General features: G+C 72.8%; 18 protein-coding genes. 6 read left to right on the forward strand and 12 right to left on the reverse strand.

Annotated features, from left to right (window positions below):
• Positions 1-9: 9 nt before the first annotated feature.
• Positions 10-915 carry a hypothetical protein gene (locus GA0070617_RS16080; RefSeq protein WP_091438619.1) on the reverse strand — a complete coding sequence of 302 codons (906 nt, stop codon included), beginning with the start codon at positions 913-915 and terminating at the stop codon, positions 10-12.
• Between the two features lie 212 nt (positions 916-1127).
• Between GA0070617_RS16080 and GA0070617_RS16085 the strand changes: the two genes are divergently transcribed.
• Complete coding sequence (locus GA0070617_RS16085; RefSeq protein WP_091438622.1) at positions 1128-2849, forward strand: DEAD/DEAH box helicase; 1722 nt, start codon at positions 1128-1130, stop codon at positions 2847-2849.
• 122 nt (positions 2850-2971) lie between these two features.
• Here GA0070617_RS16085 and GA0070617_RS16090 read toward each other — a convergent pair whose 3' ends face one another.
• The gene (locus tag GA0070617_RS16090; RefSeq protein ID WP_091438625.1) at positions 2972-3343 is read right to left on the reverse strand and encodes a DoxX family protein; all 372 of its coding nucleotides are present in this window, start codon (positions 3341-3343) and stop codon (positions 2972-2974) included.
• Positions 3344-3606: 263 nt separating this feature from the next.
• Complete coding sequence (lon, locus tag GA0070617_RS16095) at positions 3607-5967, reverse strand: endopeptidase La (RefSeq protein WP_091438627.1); 2361 nt, start codon at positions 5965-5967, stop codon at positions 3607-3609.
• 288 nt (positions 5968-6255) lie between these two features.
• Between lon and GA0070617_RS16100 the strand changes: the two genes are divergently transcribed.
• A complete protein-coding gene (locus GA0070617_RS16100) occupies positions 6256-6600 on the forward strand; it encodes a histone-like nucleoid-structuring protein Lsr2 (protein WP_091438630.1) in 345 nt (114 codons plus the stop codon).
• Positions 6601-6878: 278 nt separating this feature from the next.
• On the opposite strand, the gene GA0070617_RS16105 is transcribed toward GA0070617_RS16100, so the two are convergent.
• Positions 6879-8087, reverse strand: a complete 1209-nt coding sequence (locus GA0070617_RS16105; protein ID WP_229688347.1) for a hypothetical protein — start codon at positions 8085-8087, stop codon at positions 6879-6881.
• A gap of 374 nt (positions 8088-8461) precedes the next feature.
• The gene (locus tag GA0070617_RS16110) at positions 8462-9355 is read right to left on the reverse strand and encodes a PDDEXK family nuclease (RefSeq protein ID WP_091438637.1); all 894 of its coding nucleotides are present in this window, start codon (positions 9353-9355) and stop codon (positions 8462-8464) included.
• Between the two features lie 96 nt (positions 9356-9451).
• Here GA0070617_RS16110 and GA0070617_RS16115 point away from each other — a divergent pair, with 96 nt between their 5' ends.
• From GA0070617_RS16115 to GA0070617_RS16125, 3 genes are all read left to right on the forward strand, one after another.
• Positions 9452-10567: a DICT sensory domain-containing protein gene (locus GA0070617_RS16115; protein WP_229688346.1), complete on the forward strand. Its 1116-nt coding sequence runs from the start codon at positions 9452-9454 to the stop codon at positions 10565-10567.
• Between the two features lie 221 nt (positions 10568-10788).
• Positions 10789-11346: a hypothetical protein gene (locus GA0070617_RS16120; protein ID WP_091438640.1), complete on the forward strand. Its 558-nt coding sequence runs from the start codon at positions 10789-10791 to the stop codon at positions 11344-11346.
• Positions 11347-11513: 167 nt separating this feature from the next.
• Positions 11514-11882 carry an FKBP-type peptidyl-prolyl cis-trans isomerase gene (locus tag GA0070617_RS16125; RefSeq protein ID WP_091438643.1) on the forward strand — a complete coding sequence of 123 codons (369 nt, stop codon included), beginning with the start codon at positions 11514-11516 and terminating at the stop codon, positions 11880-11882.
• Between the two features lie 120 nt (positions 11883-12002).
• On the opposite strand, the gene GA0070617_RS16130 is transcribed toward GA0070617_RS16125, so the two are convergent.
• The 6 genes from GA0070617_RS16130 to pdhA form a co-directional block, all read right to left on the reverse strand.
• Positions 12003-12365, reverse strand: a complete 363-nt coding sequence (locus GA0070617_RS16130; RefSeq protein ID WP_091438646.1) for an STAS domain-containing protein — start codon at positions 12363-12365, stop codon at positions 12003-12005.
• A 229-nt stretch (positions 12366-12594) separates the two neighbouring features.
• Complete coding sequence (locus GA0070617_RS16135) at positions 12595-13863, reverse strand: L,D-transpeptidase (RefSeq protein ID WP_091438649.1); 1269 nt, start codon at positions 13861-13863, stop codon at positions 12595-12597.
• Between the two features lie 141 nt (positions 13864-14004).
• Complete coding sequence (locus GA0070617_RS16140; RefSeq protein WP_091438653.1) at positions 14005-15681, reverse strand: right-handed parallel beta-helix repeat-containing protein; 1677 nt, start codon at positions 15679-15681, stop codon at positions 14005-14007.
• Between the two features lie 669 nt (positions 15682-16350).
• Complete coding sequence (locus GA0070617_RS16145; protein ID WP_091438657.1) at positions 16351-17721, reverse strand: dihydrolipoamide acetyltransferase family protein; 1371 nt, start codon at positions 17719-17721, stop codon at positions 16351-16353.
• Between the two features lie 67 nt (positions 17722-17788).
• Complete coding sequence (locus tag GA0070617_RS16150) at positions 17789-18793, reverse strand: alpha-ketoacid dehydrogenase subunit beta (RefSeq protein ID WP_091438661.1); 1005 nt, start codon at positions 18791-18793, stop codon at positions 17789-17791.
• On the reverse strand, positions 18793-20004 hold the full coding sequence (gene pdhA, locus GA0070617_RS16155; RefSeq protein ID WP_175440774.1) for a pyruvate dehydrogenase (acetyl-transferring) E1 component subunit alpha: 1212 nt from the start codon (positions 20002-20004) through the stop codon (positions 18793-18795). Before pdhA ends, GA0070617_RS16150 begins: the two co-directional genes overlap by 1 nt.
• Positions 20005-20097: 93 nt before the next feature.
• Here pdhA and GA0070617_RS16160 point away from each other — a divergent pair, with 93 nt between their 5' ends.
• Complete coding sequence (locus GA0070617_RS16160; protein ID WP_229688374.1) at positions 20098-20583, forward strand: Lrp/AsnC family transcriptional regulator; 486 nt, start codon at positions 20098-20100, stop codon at positions 20581-20583.
• Between the two features lie 7 nt (positions 20584-20590).
• Here GA0070617_RS16160 and GA0070617_RS16165 read toward each other — a convergent pair whose 3' ends face one another.
• Positions 20591-21409 (reverse strand): SAM-dependent methyltransferase, encoded by an 819-nt coding sequence (locus GA0070617_RS16165; RefSeq protein ID WP_091438670.1) that lies wholly within the window; start codon positions 21407-21409, stop codon positions 20591-20593.
• Positions 21410-21615: the final 206 nt, after the last annotated feature.

The raw sequence follows: 21615 nt of genomic DNA on the forward strand, positions 1-21615 counted from the left end.
CCCGGGGCCCTACACCCCCATCTCGGCCTCGTAGGCGCGGCGCAGGCGGCGGCGGGCGGTCGGGGCGAGACAGACGTGCCAGGCCGACCCCTGGTCGATCAGGTTGATCTCGCCGGCGGCCTGCCGTGCCCGCAGGATGCCGGCGAGGGTGTCCCGGGCGCCGAAGCGGGCGAACCAGTCGAGTTCCAGGTCGACGGCGTACCCCTGGCTGTGCGCGCCGGAGCGCCAGGTGGGCGCGCCGAGGCGGCGCAGCCGGTGCTGGTGCTCGACGCTGTGCGCCAGGTCGGTTACCCAGAGCGGCGGGGTGCCCGGCGGGGCGCCCGCGGCGAACTCGCGGGCGAGGTCGTTGAGCAGCGCGATGATCTCCCGGCGGCCCCGCCGGAACGGCAGGCCGGCGGTCCGGGGCGCGGCGTGCGGTCGGAGCCCGCGGTGTGCCGCGCGCAGTCCCCGGCCGAGCGGGGAGACCGGCTGTTGCCGGTAGCCGAAACCGATCAGGCCCCGACGGCGCAGCCACTCCAGGTCGACCAGCTCCGGACTGGTGTGCACGGCGGTGTCGGTGGCGAAGGCCGCCACGTCGGCCCACCACACGGCGTCGATCCGGGAGAGCAGGTGGCCACGGACCAGTCCGGCCAGCCCGCTCAGGTCGGCCTCCGGACGTTGTCGGGCCAGCTCCAGCAACAGGGTCTCCCGGGTGCCGACCAGGCCCTGCGGGGTGGCGTCGAGCACCGTGGCCAGGTCGGGTCGGCGGAGCCGTTCGTCGAGCAGCCGCTGCCGGGCCGCACCTGACATGGCGTCGGCCAGGGCGCCCAGTTCGGTGCTCAGCTCCGCCACGGCGTCCCGGTAGCCGGCGAGGTCGGTCGGGGCGCAGGGGCCCGGAGTGGGCCGGGGGCCGTGGCTTCGGCTCGGCACTCGCATGGTCGACCCCCCTGTCCCGGTACGCCACGGTGCGGACTCGATGCTGGCCACGATATGCCCACAAAAAGCAGCAAAGTGCGAGAAAGCTTCCCGGTACCTCCAAAGGTCTCCGTAACGACGAACGGCACCGGCCGACCGGGTCCGGCAGGCCCCCGGACGGTGTTTGGCCGGTCGCCGCAACCGGCCGCGAGGGGTGATGAAAAGCTTTACCCATGAGTTCCGCACCCGTGCCGACCGAATCCACCATCTCCGGCGACTCCGAGGAGGCGAACGCCTTCGCGGATCTCGGGCTACGCGCCGAGCTGCTCGGCGCGCTCGCCGCGCTCGGCTACGAGGAGCCGACACCGATCCAGCGGGAGGCCATCCCGCCTCTGCTCGCCGGCCGTGACCTGCTGGGCCAGGCGGCCACCGGCACGGGCAAGACCGCCGCGTTCGCGCTGCCGCTGCTGCAGCGGATGGCCACGGGCGGCTCGAACGCCGGGCCGGTGGCGCTGGTGCTGGTGCCCACCCGGGAGCTGGCCGTGCAGGTCTCCGAGGCCTTCCACCGGTACGGCAAGGACCTCGGCACCCGGGTGCTGCCGATCTACGGCGGCCAGCCGATCGGCCGGCAGCTGCGCGCCCTGGACCTGGGCGTCGACGTGGTGGTGGCCACCCCGGGTCGGGCGCTGGACCACATCGCCCGGGGCACCCTGCGCCTGGGTGGCCTGGCCACGGTGGTGCTGGACGAGGCCGACGAGATGCTCGACATGGGCTTCGCCGAGGACATCGAGGCGATCCTGGAGCACGCCCCGGCGCAGAGGCAGACCGTGCTCTTCTCGGCCACCATGCCGTCGAGGATCGACGGGATGGCCCGCCAGCACCTGACCGACCCGGTACGCATCCAGATCGGCCGGCAACAGCCGATGGCCGGCGAGGCGCCCCTGGTACGCCAGAGCGCGTACCTGGTCGCCCGGGCACACAAGCCGGCGGCCCTGGGCCGGGTGCTGGACGTGGAGTCACCGACCGCGGCGATCGTGTTCTGCCGCAGCCGTGAGGAGGTGGACCGGCTCACCGAGACGATGAACGGGCGCGGCTACCGGGCCGAGGCGCTGCACGGCGGGATGAGCCAGGAGCAGCGGGACCGGGTGATGGGTCGACTGCGCGCCGGCACGGCCGACCTGCTGGTGGCCACCGACGTGGCGGCCCGGGGGCTGGACGTCGAGCAACTCACCCACGTGGTCAACTACGACGTGCCGTCAGCCCCGGAGTCGTACGTGCACCGCATCGGTCGGGTGGGACGGGCCGGCCGGGAGGGGGTGGCGATCACCCTGGCTGAGCCGCGCGAGCACCGCATGCTCAAGACCATCGAGCGGGTCACCGGGCAGCGCATCGTCATCGACAAGATCCCCACGGCGGCGGACCTGCGTACCCGGCGGTTGGAGCTGACCCAGGCGGCGCTGCGGGAGTCGCTGCTGGAGGACGACCTGGACCCGTTCCGGGTGATCGTGGAGTCGTTGTCCGACGAGTTCGACCTGATGGAGGTGGCCCTCGCCGCGGTGAAGCTGGCCCACGAGGCCGCCTCGCCGGGCTCCGACGAGGACCAGGAGGAGATCCCGCAGGTAGCGGTCCGCCCGCAACGGGAGAGCCGCTCCGGCGGTGACCCGCGCGGCGGTGACCGCCGTGGCTCCCGGGCCCGCTCGGGGGGTGCCACCACGCAGGTGTTCATCGGGTTGGGCCGGCGGGCCGGGGTACGCCCGCAGGACCTCGTCGGGGCGATCACCGGCGAGACCGGGATCAACGGACGTGACATCGGCTCGATCGAGATCGCCGACCGGTTCTCGCTGGTGGAGGTGCCGAACGCGGTGGCCGACGAGGTGATCGCCGGACTACGCGGCAGCACCATCAAGGGCCGCAAGACGACCGTCCGCCGCGACCGCGGCGCCGAAACCCGCTGATGGTGTAAGGAAGGGCCCCCTCTTATCGCTTCCGGTAGAGAGGGGCACCCCGCTCACACCCCCCGAACCGACGGGCAGCCAGTTCGGGGGGCGGTGCGGCCGGTGGCTGGGCGGTCGCCCCGTCAGAGCGGGTACGGCCCGAAGCGGCCCCAGGCGACGACCGCCGACAGGATCAGCAGCACGACGGTCATCGCGGTGACCGGGTGCTCCTTGGCTCGCAGGTGCACCACGATCGCGCCGACCATCACGATCGCCAGCCCGACGGCGGCCAGCGGGGTGAGCACCGTGGCGATGCCGGTGAGGCCGGGTAGGACCAGCCCGACCGCGGCCAGCACCTCGGCCGCGCCGAGGGCCTTGACCTGGCTGGGGGGCACGTTCCTGACCCAGCTCATCCGGTCGAGCAGCTTCTCCTTGGGTTGGGTCAGCTTGGTCAGCCCCGCGCCGGCGAAGAGCCCGGCGAGCAGGACCTGCAGGATCCACAGAAACACGTTCACGGGTGAGTCGCCTCCGAGCGGTCAGGCTGGTCTTCGGGAATTCACGCCCAAGGCTACGGGCGCCGACGCCGCGCTCCGCACCGCCCAGCACCGCCGAGCACCGCCCGGCAGCCGCCGCGCACCGCCCAGCAGCCGCCGAGCACCGCCCAGCATCGCCTAGCACCGCCCGGCAGCCGCCGCGCATCGCCGAGCACCCGCCGTACACCGACGGGCCGGCAGCCCCGGGCCCCCGCCGCCGGGACGACAGGGGCCGGGGAATCCGGTCAGGCGGCGCTGAGTGGCTGACCGCCGAGGGTCCCGGCGTCGACCCCGCCGAGGGTCCCGGCGTCGACCTCAGCCGGGCGTAGCGCCAGCGCGAGCACGTCGGCGACGTCGGCCAGGACGTGCACGGTGAGCGCCTCGCGGACCTCGGCGGGCAGGTCGTCGAGGTCCGGCTCGTTGCGGGCCGGGATGATCACCTCGGTCAGGCCGGCCCGGTGGGCGGCGAGCAGCTTCTGCTTCACCCCGCCGATGGGCAGCACCCGGCCGGAGAGAGTCACCTCGCCGGTCATCCCGAACTCGGGGCGGACCGGCCGGCCGCTGGCCAGCGAGGCCAGGGCGGTGACCATGGTGATCCCGGCGCTGGGGCCGTCCTTGGGCACCGCCCCGGCCGGCACGTGCAGGTGGATCCGCCGCCCGGCGAGGGCGTTGGGGTCCAGTCCCAGTCGGCGACCGTTGGAGCGCAGGTAGGAGAGGGCGATCTGCGCCGACTCCTTCATCACCTCGCCGAGTTGCCCGGTGAGGGTCAGCCCCGGCTCCCCCGGCATGCTGGTGGCCTCGATGAAGAGCACGTCGCCACCGGCACCGGTGACCGCCAGGCCGGTGGCCACCCCGGCGACCGCGGTACGTTCGGCCGACTCCGGGGTGAACCGGGGGCGGCCCAGATAACGGGCGAGGTCGTCGGCGTCCACCCGGACCGGGGTCGGGTCGGTGGCCAGGGCCACGGCCACCTTGCGCAGGATCTTCGCCAGGGCACGCTCCAACTGCCGGACACCGGCCTCCCGGGTGTGTTCCCCGGCGATGCGGGCCAGCGCCCCGTCGGCGACGGTGACCTCGTCGGCGGTCAGCCCGGCCCGCTGCAGCTGCCGGGGCAGCAGGTGGTCCCGGGCGATGGCGACCTTCTCGTCCTCGGTGTACCCGTCCAGGGTGACCAGTTCCATCCGGTCCAGCAACGGGCCGGGGATCGACTCCACCACGTTGGCGGTGGCCAGGAAGAGCACGTCGGACAGGTCGAGGTCGACCTCCAGGTAGTGGTCCCGGAAGGTGTGGTTCTGCGCCGGGTCGAGCACCTCCAGGAGGGCGGCGGCGGGATCACCGGCGTAGCCGGTGGCCAGCTTGTCGACCTCGTCGAGCAGGATCACCGGGTTCATCGACCCGGCCTCGCGCAGGGCCCGGACGATCCGCCCGGGCAACGCGCCCACGTAGGTGCGTCGGTGACCGCGGATCTCCGCCTCGTCCCGGACACCGCCGAGCGAGACCCGGACGAAGGTGCGGCCGAGCGCCCGGGCGACGGACTCACCGAGGCTGGTCTTGCCGACTCCGGGCGGGCCGGCGAGGGCGAGCACCGCTCCGGAACCGCGCCCGCCGACCACGCCGAGGTTGCGCTCGGCCCGGCGGTTGCGCACCGCGAGGTACTCCAGGATCCGGTCCTTGACGTCGGCCAGGCCGGCGTGGTCGGCGTCGAGCACCGCGCGGGCCGCGCCGAGGTCGGTGTGGTCGGCGGTACGCACGCCCCACGGCATCTCCAGGACGGTGTCCAACCAGGTACGGATCCAGCCCGACTCCGGGGACGCGTCGCTGGCCCGCTCCAGCTTGCCCACCTCACGAAGCGCCGCCTCGCGGATCTTCTCCGGCAGGTCGGCGGACTCCACCCGGGACCGGTAGTCGGCGGAGCCGTCCGGCTCGTCCTCGCCCAGCTCCTTGCGGATCGCGGCGAGCTGCTGGCGGAGCAGGAACTCCCGCTGGGACTTCTCCAACCCCTCCCGGACGTCGGTGTTGATCTGCTCGGTGACCTCCTGCTCGGCCAGGTGTTCCCGGACCCAGCCGACCAGCAGCTCCAGCCGGGCGGTGACGTCGGCGGCGGCGAGCAGCTCGGTCTTCTGCGCCAGGCTGAGCCAGGGCGCGTAGCCGGCCGCGTCGGCCAGCTCGGAGAGGTCGGTCATCCGCTCCATGGCGTCGATGACCTGCCACGCGCCCCGCTGCTGCAGGACCGAGGTCATCAGGGCGCGATACTCACGGGCAAGGTCCCGGGCCCGGCCGGCCGGGGCGGGCTCGGACAGTTCGGTCGCCTCGACCCAGAGGGCGGCACCGGGGCCGGGGACACCGGAACCGATGCGGGCCCGGGACAGCCCTCGAATCACCGCGGCGGGCTCGCCACTGGGCAGCCGGCCGGTCTTCTCGATGGTGGCGACCACGCCGACCGGGCCGTACTCGCCGTCGATGCGGGGTACGGCCAGGAGCTGACGGTCACCACTGGCGCGGGCCGCGTCCACGGCGGCCTGGGTGCTCGGGTCGAGGGTCACCGGGATGACCATGCCGGGCAACAGGACGGCGTCGGTAAGCGGAAGTACCGGAAGAGTAGCCATCGGACACCTGCCATCAGATTGACTTGAGCGTGTCTGACTCAAGTAACCGATCGTTCCTGTTGTTCCGGGGTGTGACCCACGACACCAGCAGGCCCCGGCAGGGGTCCACCGCCCCGCCTGCCTGCGTGGCTATTGCGTCAGCGGCGATGAACTTTCCACGCCCACGTCGACCCGAGGACCCGGCAAACCGCGACCCGCCGATTCGAATACGCCGCATATTGTTGCGGATTTGCCCGGTGGTGGGTCAGACTTTTACCCACACCAGCCACACACAAGGAGTAATCGGCGATGGCCAGGAAAGTAATCACTGTTCTGACCGACGATCTCGACGGCGGAAAGGCCGATCGCACCGTCGAGTTCAGTCTGGACGGCGTCGCGTACACCATCGACGTGTCCGACGAGAACGCCGGGGTGCTGCGGAAGGCGCTCGACCCCTACATCAATGCCGGTCGGCGGGTCGGTCGCGCGCCGGCCGAGGCTGCCCGGACCAGCCGGCGAGCTGGCCGTCCCATCTCCGGAATGGACCGCGAGCAGAACCGGGCCATCCGGGAATGGGCGGCCAAGAACGGCTACGAAATCTCCGAGCGGGGGCGGATCCCGGTCTCGGTGGTCGAGGCGTACAAGAGCCGCTGAGCCGGGGGTTCGACGGCACCGGGGCCGGGGCCAGGGCTGAGAAATCAGCGCTGCCCCGGCGGGATTCGGCGCGCAATTTCCACCGCTGGCGCACTGCGGCCGGCAGAATATCCACCAACCCACTCGCGTACGGTGCGGGCATACGGCGCCGGTCGGACCAGCCAAGGGCGTGAGCCAATCCCGGCCCGGGACGGTTCCGATCCCACTCGCGACGACCAACGGGGCCGTCCGGGGATTCCCCGGACGGCCCCGCCGTCACTACTCCCGGCCGCGCCGGCTCAGTTGACTTCGATCCGGACCACGTCGAAGGCCGGGGTCTGGTTGGCCCGCTCCATCATCGGCAGCCGGTGGGAACCGTCGCCGGCCCAGACCGCACACTGCGCGGTGCCCTGCTGCGGCAGTCCGGCCACCTGGATCGCCACCTCGTCGGGGTTGCGACCGCCGCCGCCGTCCTCGGTCGCCACGAAGAACGCCGGGGCGGGTGCCGGGTCGGGTGCCTGGTCGGTGTTGCCGAGCATCCGGCAGGCGGTGTGGAAGTGACCTCGGGTCAGCCCCTCACCGTTGAGCACCGAGCTCTCCAGGTAGTACCCGCCCTGGCCGGCCGCGAGGAAGCGGTCCCGCACCAGGTTGCGGGTCGAGATCCGCAGGGTGAAGGCCTGGTTGGCCTGCACCTGCTGGGGGAACTCGGTGATCAACAACGAGGGGTTGTTGCCGGCGGCGCCGACCTCACCGAACGCGGTGCTGATGCACCGGTTGCCGTTCTGGAAGCCGTCGTGCGGCTGCAACCGGCTGTTCTCACAGTTCTGGGCCAGCACGTCGAGGCCGTTGTTGGGGTTGTTGTTGCCACCCCCGTTGTTACCGCCCCCGTTGTTGCCACCGTTGTTGTTGCCGTTGCCGCCGTTGTTGCCGTTGCCGCCGCCGTTGTTGCCGTTGTTCGGGTTGGCGTTGACCACGGTGCAGGTGGCCAGCTCGTCGAGGCCCTGCGGGCGGTCGGCGACCCGGCCGATGGCGGTGGCGATCCGGTTCAGCGTCGCCCGCCGCTTGTCCGCCAGCGGACCGAGGATCGCATTGTTGATGAAGGCCTGCCCGTTGCGCCCCTCCGCCGCCAGCCGCCGGTTGGCGTCGTTGATCTGGCTGCCGAGCAGGGTCAGGTTGCGCGAGACCTCGTTCTGGGCACGGGCCGGGATCTCCCGGGGCAGCTTCGCGGTCACGTCCGGGCAGCTGATCGTGGACACCGCGTTACCGGCCCGCAGCGAACGGCATTCCGCGACGGACATCTGACCGTCACCCCAGTAGTTGCGGACGTCCCGCCCGTTCTGCTGGTTGACCGTGACCCCCGCGGCACTGCTGGCGGTGGCCCCGGGGCTCGGCGCGACGCACTCGGCAGCGACCGTCCGGGTACGCGACGGCTTGTCTCCGGCGGACGAGATCTGGGTAACGGCGACGATGCCGCCGAAGACCGCAAGCGTACCGACCGCGGCGATCACCCGCTTGCTCCGCGCGTTACCGGATGACCGTCGCGCCCGTGTGGACCTGCGCATCGAATTGTTCTCCTTCTCGATCCGGTAGTTGACTCGTGTCCTCGGCGGACCGACGGGAATTCAGGTGAACGCCGCGTCGAGGAGCACTGCGACACCTCCGGCCGCACGTCGATGACCGACGATGCCCTTTCCGCACCGTCGCCCACGCCTGGGGCGCGGGTGGAAGATCCTGTCCATTCGCGCATGAGTACGGAGCCACGGCGGCCAGGGTTCAACCCGTACCCGCGATCCTCGGAGGAATTTTCGGCGCGCCCGCCGCCGGCCGCGAACGGGCCGGTTCTCACCCCCGGTGACCTGGGACGCTCACCCGGAGGTGGTGATCAGTCCACGCAGAGATGTTCGAAGGCGAAGCCGTCGGCGAACTCGTCCCGCCGCGACCGCAACGCCAGGATGTCGGCCCGCAACTGCGACCGGGAGACCACATCCGTCGGCACGGTGTCGAACCCACGCAGCCGTTCGCCGATCGCCACGGCCGCCAGGTCCTCGGCCAACCGGGCGGTCGGCACCCCCCGGACGACCCGGTGGTCACGCACCGACACCCGTTCCACCAGACAGGAGTCCGGCCCCACCGTGACCCAGCTCCACCCCTCGGCCGGTCCGTCGGTCCACCGCACGTGCAGACCACGCACGATCGGGTCGACCAGGTGACCGCTGACGTACGCCTCGACGGCCGCGGCCCGGGCCAGCGCGCCCAGGTCGTTGACGGGGCCGCGGCGCCCGTCCGGCAGCCGGCCGAGGATGTCGCGGAACCCCACCGGCGGCGGGCTGTGCGGGGTCGGTGTCACCGGCTCCGCGGACGTGAGCGCCGCGTAGTGCCGGGCATCGAGCAGGTACCCGACGATCTGCCGACCGTGCGACCCGGCACGCAGCGTCGGCGAGCTGATCCGCAGCAGCGGCAGGCCGACGGCCGCACAGACCACGTCGGTCATCCGCCGCTCCCGCTGCTGCGCACCACCGGGCACCGCCGGCGGGCCGACCTCGACGGCGAACCTCGGGTGCCCGGTGTCGGCGGCGCAGACGACCAGGTCGAGCCCCGCCCGCACGGCCGCGCTCCACTGGTTACCGGTCACCCCGGGTGGACGGCGGTGCACCAGCTCACCGAGTCGCCGGTCGGTGTGCACCAGGTGCCCGTGGCGGCGCAGCACCGGGCCACGTCCGGTGTCGTCGGGCAGCGCGCGCAACCACGCGCCGTCGTCACTGTCGGTGCGCGCCATCCGCCTGGTCCATTCGTGTGCCGTCGACCGGCCCGAGTCTAGGCCCCGGATCATGGCCGAGGCGGCACGGGCGCGGCGGCCCGTTAGGCTCGCGGGGTGCTGCCCCATGGACCGGTCCCCGATCGACTGACCAAGCGCAGCCTGGTCACCGTTTCGCATGCCATCGAACAGGCCGCGCTGGCCACTGCCGAGGACGGTCCGCTGGTCGTCTTCGCGCTGTTCCAGCGCCTGCCGTACTTCGACCGGGAGCGACGCCGCTACGCGCGGATCGCCGCCCGGTCGGCGGTCACCGTCGTCGGCATGGTCGGTGGCGCCCCACCGCAGTTGCCCGCCGGGGTGTCCGGCGTGACTGTCGACGAGCAGCACGAGCTGGCCCGGGAGTGGACAGTGCTGGCGCTGACCCCGCGCTTCGGGGCGGTGCTGGTGGCCCACGACCTCGGTGAGGTGGCCCCGGACGCGGTCACCCTGGAGGCGGGGCGGCTGTTCGCCGGCGGCTGGAGCTTTCGCCGGGACGAGGCACTGCACGAGGTGCTGCGGCTACGCGAACTCTTCGACGACCAACTGCCCGCTCCGGTCCGGTCCGTGGTGGACGAGACGGTCAGCCGGGTCCGGGACCTGCCCGCCACCCCGGGTGAGGCCCGGGCCGAGGCGGCGGTACGGCTGCTGGCCGGACGGGTAGGCGGAGCCCGCCCCGCCGCGACGGCGTCAGCGGAGACTACCGACGAGCCGACCCGGCTGCTCGACGAGCCGGCGATGGCCCGCTGGACCTCCGCCGACGGGGTGACCGCCTCCGGCGTCCTGCCGGTGGCGCTGATCGGCGTCCGGGTCGACGATCCGGCCGGCTCACCGGACCGGGTGATCCGACGCAGCGTCGCCCGGGAGACCCAGGCGGTGCTCGGCGCGCTGACCGCCACGCTCGGCCCGGCCGACCGGGCAGTACGCCTCGACGAACGGGAGTACCTGCTGGTCCTGCCGGCGCTGACCGAGGAGCAGGCGGTCGGAGCCGCGCACCGGGTACACGAGTCACTGGCCGGACTGGCCCGGTCGTACCCGTTCGTCACCTTCGCCGTGCACACCGTGGTCGCCGTGACGGCCCGGCGGCCGCTGCCGGTGGCCGACGTGCGGCACGCGCTGCGGTGGGCGGTACGCGAGGGCGTACCGGTGGCCACCGTCGCCGCCGCCCCCACCGGCGTCACCGTCGACGGGCGCTGACGCCGGGCGAGGTCGAGGCGATCCGGACCCCGACGGGGTCGAGGCGATCCGGACCCCGACGGGGTCGAGGCGATGCGGACCCCGACGGGGTCGACTGCCCCGGGAACCACGGGTCGAAGGTCCCGGCGGACACCGGCCCGGTCGGCCCTGCCCGAGGACCCCGCGGCGGCGTGTGATGGGGGTGTGCCACCCGACGTGCGGGGCGCGGCACAGGAAGGGACGTGGAAACCATGACCGCCACCATCGAGCGGACCACCACCGCCAGCGGAGCCACGACGGTCGAGCACCCCCGGCAGCGGGCCGCCCGGTACGTCTTCGCGGGCATCCGGATCGCCCTGGGCTGGACGTTCCTGTGGGCCTTCGTCGACAAGCTGTTCGGCCTGGGCTTCGCCACCGGGTCGGAGAACGCCTGGCTCAACGGCGGCAGCCCCACCAAGGGTTTCCTCGGCTTCGCCGCCAGCGGCCCCTTCCAGGGGCTCTACCAGGGCATCGCCGGTGCGGCCTGGGCCGACTGGCTGTTCATGGCGGGGCTCGCCGGCATCGGCACGGCCCTGCTGCTCGGCATCGGCATGCGGGTCGCGGCGGTCGCCGGTGGGCTGCTCTACGTGCTGATGTGGACCGCCGTACTACCTCCGGAGAACAACCCCTTCATGGACGAGCACCTGGTGAACGCGGCGTTGCTGGCCGGCCTGGCGCTGGTCGACGCCGGTGACACGCTCGGCCTGGGCCGGGTCTGGGCAAATCTGCCCCTGGTACGGCGCCTGCCCTGGCTGCGCTGAACCGGCCGGTGCCCTGCCCGGCGGGGCGGGTTCCGTTCGGTGGTGGGCGTCACCTGCGGGTGGCGCCCACCATCGACGGTTGCCGGGATGCCGCCGGGGATCGGTGGTTCACGATCGGGCAGGATCAACCGTGACGGATCAGACGGATCGAGGTAGGAGGCCCACGCATGGACAAGCCCGAGGTAGGCCCGATCGAGGGCGCGCCACCGGCCGACCTCGTGATCGAGGACATCACTGTCGGCGAGGGGCCGGAGGCCCGCGCCGGACAGACCGCCCGGGTGCACTACGTCGGGGTGGCCCACTCCACCGGCGGCGAGTTCGACGCCTCGTGGAACCGGGGCCAGCCCTTCGAGTTCCCGCTGGGTGGCGGACGGGTCATCGCCGGCTGGGACCAGGGTGTCGTCGGGATGCGGGTCGGCGGTCGCCGCCGGCTGACCATCCCGCCGCATCTGGGCTACGGCAACCAGGGCGCCGGCGGCCTGATCAAGCCGGGCGAGACCCTGGTCTTCGTGGTCGACCTACTCGACGTGCGCTGAGCGCAGCGAACACCACAAGACGCTGAGCGCAACGCACACCACAGACGCTGAGCGCAGCGAACACCGCAGGTACCGAGCGCACGGACCGGACGGGTCCGATCACCCGCGGCGGTCGGTGGGTCAGGCGGCGGCCAGGGCGCAGTCCCTGGCCGCCGTCGTGCTCGTCTCGATCGGGATGACCCGGTGCAGGCCGGTGGCGCGCAGCACCCGGCTGACCACCGGATCCGGGTCGACCAGCACCAACTCGCCGCCGCGGGCCCGGATCCGCAGGTGCGCAGCGACCAGAGCCCGGACCCCGGTGGCCGAGAGCAGGCGCACGCCGGACAGGTGCAGCCGCAGCACCGGCCGGGCCGGTGCGGCCCACAGCGCGCCGCGCAGCTGGCCGACCGTGGCCAGGTCGACCTCGCCGACCGCCCACACGTCCACCACGTGGTCGCCGATCCTCGTCCGCACGTCGAACCGGTCCTCGGTGCGCTCTGCCATGGCAGAAACCTATCCTCGACCACCGACAGTTCCACCCGTCCACGGGCCGAATTCAGGGTCCACCCCGGGTAGACCCTGAACACCCCCGGTCTCCTCCGCAGGGATGACCCTGGTCAGCAGGCTGTCGGGGTCAACCCCCGCCCCGCCGCCGCAGTCAACGGGACACCGTCGTCCGGGTAGGACCCGCCCGGGTCAGCCGCCGGACGCGGAGGGACAGGACCCGCCCGGGTCAGCCGCCGGACGCGGAGGGGACCGGTGCCGGCGAGCCGCCGGCCATCTTGCCCGGGTCGCCCTGGCTGGGCGCGGACGGTTGCAGCCCGGCCGGCACCGGCAGGGCGCTGCCCTTGACGTACTCGTCCCAGCTGACGTTCCAGGCGGTCCAGCCGTTGCCGGGTTGCAGCGGCACCTCGGTGCCCTTGACGGTGATCAGGTCACCGACCTGGGTCACCCCCATCAGCCAGTCGGCGGCGCTGGAGGAGACGTTGGCGCAGCCGTGCGAGACGTTGGTGTTGCCCTGGTCGCCCTCGGACCAGGGTGCGGCGTGGATGAACTCCCCACCCCAGGTGTACCGCTGGGCGTCCTCGACGTCGACGACGTAGCCGCCGTCCGGTTCACCCCGGGTGTCGAAGGTGGTGAACTCGTGCTTCTCCATGATCACCATCTTGCCGCTGGAGCTGGGGGTGCTCGGCTTGCCGAGGCTGACCGGGATCCTGCGGGCGAGCTTGCCGTCCTGGAAGACCGACATCTGCTTGGTGGCGTTGTCGACCTCCAGGGAGACCTGCCTGCCGATCTTCGAGGTGGCGGTGCGGTCGGCGTCGCCGACGAGGTTCTTGCCGATCGGCAGGCCCTGCAACGCCGACCGGACGCTGATCCGGGTGCCGGTCCGCCAGAAGTCCGGCGCGCGGTAGTAGACCTGGGTGCCGTCGCCGATCCAGGACCAGACACCGGGTTGCGGGGGGTCGGTCTTGACGAACAACCGTCGTTGTACGTCCGCCCGGGCTTCCTTGGGAATGGGCGGGTCGAATGCCACCGTCACCGGCATCGCGGTGCCGTACGTCCGGTTACCGACGAAATAGAGCGTACTGGTGACCGCCGGTTTCGACGATTCCGCCATGGTGGTGAAAGTGGTCTTCCGGGTGGTGGTCCGCCCGGAGTCGCCTGTCGCGGTGACCTCGGCGGTATAGGTGCGTTTGGGTTTCAGGGGCTGGTTCGGCACCCAGGTCGAGCCGTCCTCGCGGGGCTCGGCAGGCACCTGCCCGCCCTTGTCGTCGGTGATCCGCACGCCGGTGATCCGACCTCCGGTCACGGTGGCGCCCACCTCGGCGCTGACCGGAGTGTCCCGGGACCGGTCGGCCGGTGTCACCTCGCTGACCTCAGGCGGTTTCGCCTCGGCCTCGGCCCGCTCGGCGCCGCCGCGCTGCACGGTGCACCCGGCGACCGCCGACGGTGCGACCACGATCGCCACCGTCAGTAGACCCAACCGCCGCCTCAATCGCATGACATCCCCCCGTCTCACTGCCGTCCCGCTCATTGTCGCGACCATCGGGGGCCACCGTTGCAGGTTTTACACATTTACCGCAGTGATTAGATCCGACAATTGCCCGATTGTCCGGGAAAGCGAGGCGACGACGGTCTGGCGTCACAGGTCCGGTTCGGTGTGGTTGCGGTCCCACCGGCCGCCCACCGGTGGGGTGTCCAGTCGGACGGCCTGCTCGGCGTTGCCGGCCAGGTCGTTGTCCTCCACCCGGCAGCCCACGAAGCTGCCCCGCTCGGTGACCCACAGGCCGTGCGTCTGGGTGCGCTGCGCGTGGTTGTCCCACATCCGGTTGCCCCGCACCGTCGCCGAGTCCACCGGCGCGTTGACGGTGACACCGGCGCGTACCGACGGCGACGCCGGCAGCTCGTACCCGGTGCCGGGCAGCGGGGTGTCACCGCTCCACGCGGTCAGCCCGTCGGGGCGTACCGGGGCGAGGGTCAACTCGGTGCCGGTGTTGGCGGCCACCACCGCGGTACGCCCGCCGACCCGTAGCACCTTGCCCCGGTGGGCGTCGTGCGGCCAGTCCGCCATCCGGTCCACCAGGGAGCGCTCGCTGTAGCGGACCGAGTCTCCCCCACCTGCGTACGCCTGCGCGCACTGCCGGCCGTTGTTGCGGATCCGGTTGTTGAGCAGCACGGTGTCGGTCATCGGGCGGTCGATGCGGATCCCGTCCAGGCCGTTGCCCCAGAGGTCGTTGCTCTCGATCACCACGTCCATCGCCGGGTCCTGGTAGCCGTGGCCGAGGTTGTGCTGGTGGAAGCCGTAGGCTCCGTTGCCGGTGATCCGGTTGCCCCGCACCGTGTACGGCCCCGGGGTGTTGCCCATGCTCACCCCGTCGCGGATGTTGCCGTCGATCACGCAGTCGGTCAGCAGCCCACCACGACCGGCGACCCCGGCGGTGCCCTCGGCGGAGACGTCGAAACCGGCCTCCAGGTTGCCGGTCATCGTGCAGGCCGAGACGATCAGGCCGTCGGCGCCCCAGTCGGAGATGCCGAACCGGTTGCCCTGGCTGTGGCAGCCGATGATCCGGTAACCGCGCGGTGGGGTCCAGTAGTCCTTCTGCAGCTCCAGGAAGATGCCGTTGGTGCCGTTGCCCACGGTGGTGCAGTTGGCGATGGTGAGCCGCTCGACCGAACCCCAGCCACCGATGCCCACCCCGATGCCCGCGCCACCCATCTCCTCACCGTTGTCCAGCCGGCCGCAGCCGACCACCACCACCGACTCGATCACGCTGTCCTGCAGGAAGTCGCAGCCCAGGCCGGTGGCGGCGGTGTGGTGGATGTAGAGGTTGCGGAACACCCCACGCGCCACGTACTGCAGCCCCAGCCCCTTGGCCAGGTAGTTGTACTCGGCCATGGCCACGCCGGAGCCGTCGATCTCGAAGTCGGCGAAGGTGCAGTCGGCGATGTGCCGGTCCCGGTCGGCGCCGTGCTGCACGGTGGTCCAGAAGGCCAGCGGGGTCGGCTCGGCGCGGTTGCCCTCGTTGCTGAGCAGGAACCGGGTCGCCCCCGGGCCGGCACCGACCAGGGACACCCCGCTGCGCCAGATGGTGCCGGCGTCCCGGATGGAGTAGATCCCCGGCGGGCAGTGGATGACCCGGGCCCGCCCGTCGGCGGCGTAACCGTCGCCGAGCCGGTCCACCAGCGCGGCCAGCGCCGGCTGGTCGTTCGTGACCCCGTCTCCGACGAGGCCGTACGCGGTCGCGTCGCAGTACAGCGGTGCCCCGGCAACGGCCGCCCGAAGCTCCCGTACCGACGGGCGCAGTCCCTCAAACGGCATCGACGTGCCCCCTCCCGACGACGCGCGGCCCGGCACGGGCCGCCACGACCGGGTCGGCCGCGCCAGGGGTTTCCCCGCCCTCGTCGCGGGAAACCGACCGCCGACGCCCGGACGACGGCTGCGGTCGCGCCCGGCGGGGCCGACGGCCCGAACGGGCCGTGCGCTCACCGGCCTCGCAGAGTAACGACCATCACCCTTCGCCGTTCTGTCGAACCATTGCCTCGACGGCACCGTTGAGAGGCACGCACACGTCGCGACAACCTGTCCGGCCGGGCAGCCTGGCTGCCCGCCCCGAGGCCCCACCGAAGGAACGAAGGAACACCGCACCGATGACTGACCGTGACATGGACGACTGGACCCCTGTCTCCTCCCGTTCCGCGTACCACCGACCACGGCAGGCCGCGTCGCCCGACGATCGCCAATGGCAGACCTCCCTGGTTGCCACCATGCGGTCGGACCGCCCCGCGCACCCGCGAGCCACCGAGGACAGCCGCCCACGGCGGTCACCGGCGCAGCACCACCAGGAGCAGGGGCGAGGCCGGGGACAGCGGCAAGGCCGGACACTGCGGCCCACGCACTGACGGGTCCGAGCGCTGCCGAGGTGCTCCGGTCCCCCGCTCCGACCCCTGGGGCGGGAGGACGGAACGGGGAACCGGGGGCGCAGGTGGGTCAGACGGCGGCGATCAGCAACGCCGGTCGCTCGACGCAGTCGGCGACGTGCCGCAGGAAGCCGCCGGCCACCCCGCCGTCGCAGACCCGGTGGTCGAAGGTGAGGCTGAGCTGGGTGACCTTGCGGACCGCGAGCTGCCCGTCGACCACCCAGGGCTTGTCCACGATGCGCCCCACCCCGAGCAGCGCCGCCTCCGGGTGGTTGATGATCGGGGTGGAGCCGTCGACCCCGAACACGCCGTAGTTGTTGAGGGTGAAGGTGCCACCGGTGAGCCGGGCCGGCGGCAGCGTGCCGGCCCGCGCCGCGGCGGTGGTGTCGGCCAACTCGGCGGCGAGCTCACCGGTGGTGAGCTGGTGCGCGTCGCGCAGCACCGGCACCAGCAGCCCCCGGTCGGTCTGGCAGGCGATGCCCAGGTGCACCGCACGGGACTGCACGATCCGCCCTCCGGCGGTGTCGACGTGCGCGTTGAGTTGCGGGAACCTCCGTAGGCCGGCGAGGCAGACCCGGGCCAGCAGGGCCAGGATGCTGACCGGCTGCCCGGGCCGGGCCGCGTTGATCGCCGTCCGGGTGGCCAGCAGCTCGGTGGCGTCCACGTCGACCCAGATGGTCACCTCGGGGATCTCCCGCCGGCTGCGGGATAGCTTGTCGGCGATCACCCGGCGGATCCCGGTCAGCTCGATGACCAGGTCACCGGGGTCACCCGGGTCGGCCGGCTCGGGCGCGGCCGGGAGGTCCGGGACGGCCGCCAGCCGGGCACCGGCCGGGTCGGCGGCCTCCACGTCGGCACGGCGTACGACACCACCGGGGCCGGTACCGGTGAGCGTGCCCAGGTCGACGCCGCGTTCCCGCGCCAGCCGGCGCACGATCGGAGAGATGACCAGGGCCGGCGTCGGTGCCGCCGACGCTACGACTGCCGGGGTCGGTGGCAGCGGTCCGGACGACGTGGCCGGGACGGTCGACGCCCCGGCGGCCGGAGCCGGAACAGCGGGGGTTTCCGCCGAGGCGACGGCGAGCGTCCGCCGGCGACGCCGGGCGGGACCACCGTGACCGGTGCCGTACCCGATCAGCACGTTGCCGGAGCCGGCCCGTTCCTCCTCGCGGTAGGTGGCGTGCCCGGCGGGCTCGTCGGTGTCGGCGGCGATGGTGATCAGCGGCTGGCCGACCGGGCGGACCTCACCCTCCGCGCCGTGCAGGGCGACCACCCGGCCGGCGTACGGGCAGGGCACGTCGACCACGGCCTTGGCGGTCTCCACCTCGACCACGCTCTGGTCCACGCCGACCGCATCGCCGACGGCCACCCGCCACCGCACGATCTCCGCCTCGCTCAACCCCTCCCCCAGGTCCGGCAGGAGGAAAACCTGCTCGCTCATGCCGCCACCTCGCTACGCTCGCCGACGGCACGAGGACCTGCGTCGATGATTCGCTCGCGATGCTCGTTCATGCCGCCACCCAGCGGGAATCGGGCTGGTCGTCCCACTGCAGCCGGGCCACCGCGTCGAGGACCCGGTCGACGCTTGGCAGGTGGGTGTGCTCCAGCATCGGTGCCGGGTACGGGATGTCCAGGCCGCTGACCCGCAGCACCGGGGCGTGCAGCGCGTGGAAGCAACGCTCCTGCACCCGGGCGGCGATCTCCGCGCCCACCCCGGCGAAGCCCTGCGCCTCGGTGACCACCACGGCGCGGCCGGTCCGGCGGACCGACCCGGTGACCGTGGCGTCGTCGAACGGCACGATGCTGCGCACGTCGACCACCTCCAGGTCCCAGCCCTCGGCGCGGGCCGCCTCGGCGGACTCCAGCGCGACCGGCACCGACGGGCCGTACGCGATCAGCGTGGCGTCACGGCCCGGACGGCGTACCACCGCCCGGCCGATGGGCTCGCAGCTGGCGGGCAGCTGGGCCTCGGCGCTGGAGAAGTAGAGCTTCTTCGGCTCCAGGAACACCACCGGGTCCGGGTCGTCGATCGCCGCCCGCAGCAGCGAGTACGCGTCGGCGACCGTGGCCGGGGTGACCACCTTCAACCCGGGGGTGTGCGCGTAGTACGCCTCGGAGGAGTCGCAGTGGTGCTCCACCCCGCCGATGCCGCCGGCGTACGGCACCCGGATCACCATCGGCACGCTGAGCGCGCCCCGGGTCCGGTTGCGCAGCTTCGCCACGTGCGAGGCGATCTGCTCGAAGGCCGGGTACGCGAACGCGTCGAACTGCATCTCCACCACCGGACGCAGTCCGGACATGGCCAGTCCGACGGCGAAGCCGACGATGCCGGCCTCGGCCAGCGGGGTGTCGAAGCAGCGCCGGTCGCCGAAGCGGGCCTGCAGGCCGTCGGTGATCCGGAAGACCCCGCCGAGCTGCCCGACGTCCTCGCCGAAGACCAGCACCCGGTCGTCGGCAGCCAGCGCGTCGGCGAGCGCGGCGTTGAGCGCCTTGGCCATCGTGGTCGGTGCCATCAGTGTCCGGCCTCCTCGGCCGCCGCGGCCAGCTCCGCGCGCACCTGGTCGCGCTGCTCGACCAGCTGCGGGGTGGGCTCGGCGTAGACGTGGTCGAACAGGCTCATCGGGTCGACCGTGGGGGTGGCGTTCATCCGCTCCCGCAGCGTGGCCGCGTACGCCTCGGCCTCGTCGGCCACCGCGGCCACCGCGGCGTCGTCGAGGGCGTCGGTGGCCCGCAGGTACGCCTCCAGCCGGGCGATCGGGTCCCGGTCGCGCCAGGCGTCGACCTCGGCGGCGTCGCGGTAACGGGTGGCGTCGTCGGCGTTGGTGTGCGGCTCCATCCGGTAGGTGTGCGCCTCGATCAGGAACGGGCCCCGACCGGAGCGGGCGTGCTCGACGGCCCGGGTGAGCACGGCGAGCACGGCCGCCGGGTCGTTGCCGTCGACCTGCTCGGCGGGCACCCCGTAGCCGACGCCCTTGTCCGCCAGGCTGGCGGCGGCGGTCTGCCGGGACAACGGCACGCTGATCGCGTACTTGTTGTTCTGCACCAGGTAGACCACGGGGGCCTTGAACACGGCGGCGAAGTTCAACCCCTCGTGGAAGTCACCCTCGCTGGTCGCGCCGTCGCCGATGAAGGCCAGCGCCACGGTGTCCCGTCCCTGGTACGCCTCGCCGTGGGCGAGCCCGGCGGCGTGTACGCACTGGGTCGCCAGCGGGGTGCACTGGGGTGCGGTACGCACCGCCGCCGCGTCGTACCCGCAGTGCCAGTCGCCGCGCAGCAGGGTGAGCACCTCGACCGGGTCGAGGCCCCGGCTGACCAGCGCCATCGACTCCCGGTAGGTGGGGAAGACCCAGTCGGTGTCGCGCAGGGCCAGCATCGGCGCGACCTGGCAGGCCTCCTGCCCCCGGGCCGACGGGTAGACGGCCAGCCGGCCCTGCTTGGTGAGCGCGGTGGCCTGGGTGTCGAAGCGGCGTCCGACGACCATGCGGCGGTACAGCTCGCGCAGCGCGTCGGCGGCGGGCACCGGATAGTCGGCGCGGGCCGGCAGCACGGTGCCGTCGGGATCGAGCAGCCGGACCGGCTCGGCGGCGGACAGCCCGCCGGTCTGCTCGGCCTCGACAGCGGTGGCCGTCTTCTTCGCCGGGCGGCGGGTGCGCGGGGATGCCCTGCGGACCGCCTGGGGTGTGGTCGTCACGGCGGGGACCTCCTGGACGTGTGGTGGGCCTATGGTCCAGCTGTTGGATGATTGACTCAACATCCGCCGGGAAGGCGGGACGAATGGCACCGGAAGGAGGCTCTGATGGGCCAGGAGACCACCGATATGGCTGCCGTGCCCGGCGAGGCGGGACGTTCGGCCGGGCCGCTGGACGAGGTGGACCGGCGGATCGTCGCCGAGCTGGCCCGCGACGGCCGGCTGTCGGTGCGGACCCTGGCCGAGCGGGTACACGTCTCGCGCACCAACGCGTACGCCCGGCTGGAGCGACTGCTGCGCGACCAGGTGATCACCGGCTTCCGGGCGCAGGTCGCCCCGGAGCAGGCCGGGCTGGGCACCTCGGCGTACGTGGCGCTGACCATCGAGCAGAACACCTGGCGGGAGGTGTCGGCGGAGTTGGCGCAGGTGCGCTACATCGAACACGCCGCGCTGCTCGGCGGCGACCACGACGTGCTGGCGCTGGTCCGGGCCCCGGACAACGCCGCCCTGCGCGACGTGGTGCTGGGCCGGATCCAGGGCATCGCCGGGGTGCTGTCCACGCGTACCTGGCTGGTCTTCGAGGAGTTCGACGGCACGCTGAGCCCCTGGACGTGAGCCGGGGTCAGGGCTTGCGGGCCACCCCGCCGTACTGCGGGACGCTGGTGTCGTCGCCCTCGACCGGTCGCCACCGGGCGCAGGAGACCAGACCCGGCTCGACCCAGTCCAGTCCGGCGAAGAAGCCGGCGATCTCGGCGCCGGTACGGGCCCGGATCGGCGGGGCGGCGTGCTCGTTCCAGAACGCCATCGCCGCCACGTTCGCCTCGCCGCCCAACTCGACGGTGGGATGGGTCAAAGCCAGGAAACTACCGGCCGGCAGCGCGTCCATCAGCCGGCGCACGATCTCCGTGGCCTGGTCGGTGTCGGCGACGAAGTTGAGGATGCCCAGCAGCATCACCGCCACCGGCCGGTCGAGGTCCAGGGTCCGGGCGGCGGCGGCGAGGATCTGCTCGGGGCGGTGCACGTCGGCGTCGAGGTAGTCGGTGGCGCCCTCGGCGGAGCTGGTCAGCAGGGCCCGGGCGTGCACCAGCACCATCGGGTCGTTGTCCACGTAGACGACCCGGGACTCCGGCGCGATCCGCTGGGCGAGTTGGTGGGTGTTGTCGGCGGTGGGCAGGCCGGTGCCGATGTCGAGGAACTGCCGGACGCCCCGCTCGGCGGCGAGGAACCGGACCACCCGGGCGAGGAACCGCCGGTCGGCCCGGGCGACGTCGCCGATGACCGGGAACACCGTGCGGATGTGGTCACCGACGGCCCGGTCGGACGCGAAGTTGTCCTTGCCGCCCAGCCAGTAGTTCCACACCCGGGCGTTGTGCGCCACCTCGGGGTCCAGGCGCTGCGCCCCGCCTGCGGTGCGGCTGTCGACGCCGTCGGGCTGGGACACGAGCGCTCCTCGGTTGTCTGCGGGGCCCGGTCAGAGTAGCGGAACACCGGTGTCCACACCGGAGCGTCGCCGGTCACCCTCGGTCGACGGCCCCGGTCCGGCGACCCGGCCCGGCGGGATGGCCCGGACGGCGGCGGGCGGGATGACCTGGGCGGGGCCGGCGGGATGGCCCGGACGGCGGGTTACCGGCCCGGCCCGGCGGGTAC

The organism is Micromonospora yangpuensis (assembly GCF_900091615.1).
In the GTDB taxonomy this organism is placed as follows: Bacteria; Actinomycetota; Actinomycetes; order Mycobacteriales; family Micromonosporaceae; genus Micromonospora; species Micromonospora yangpuensis.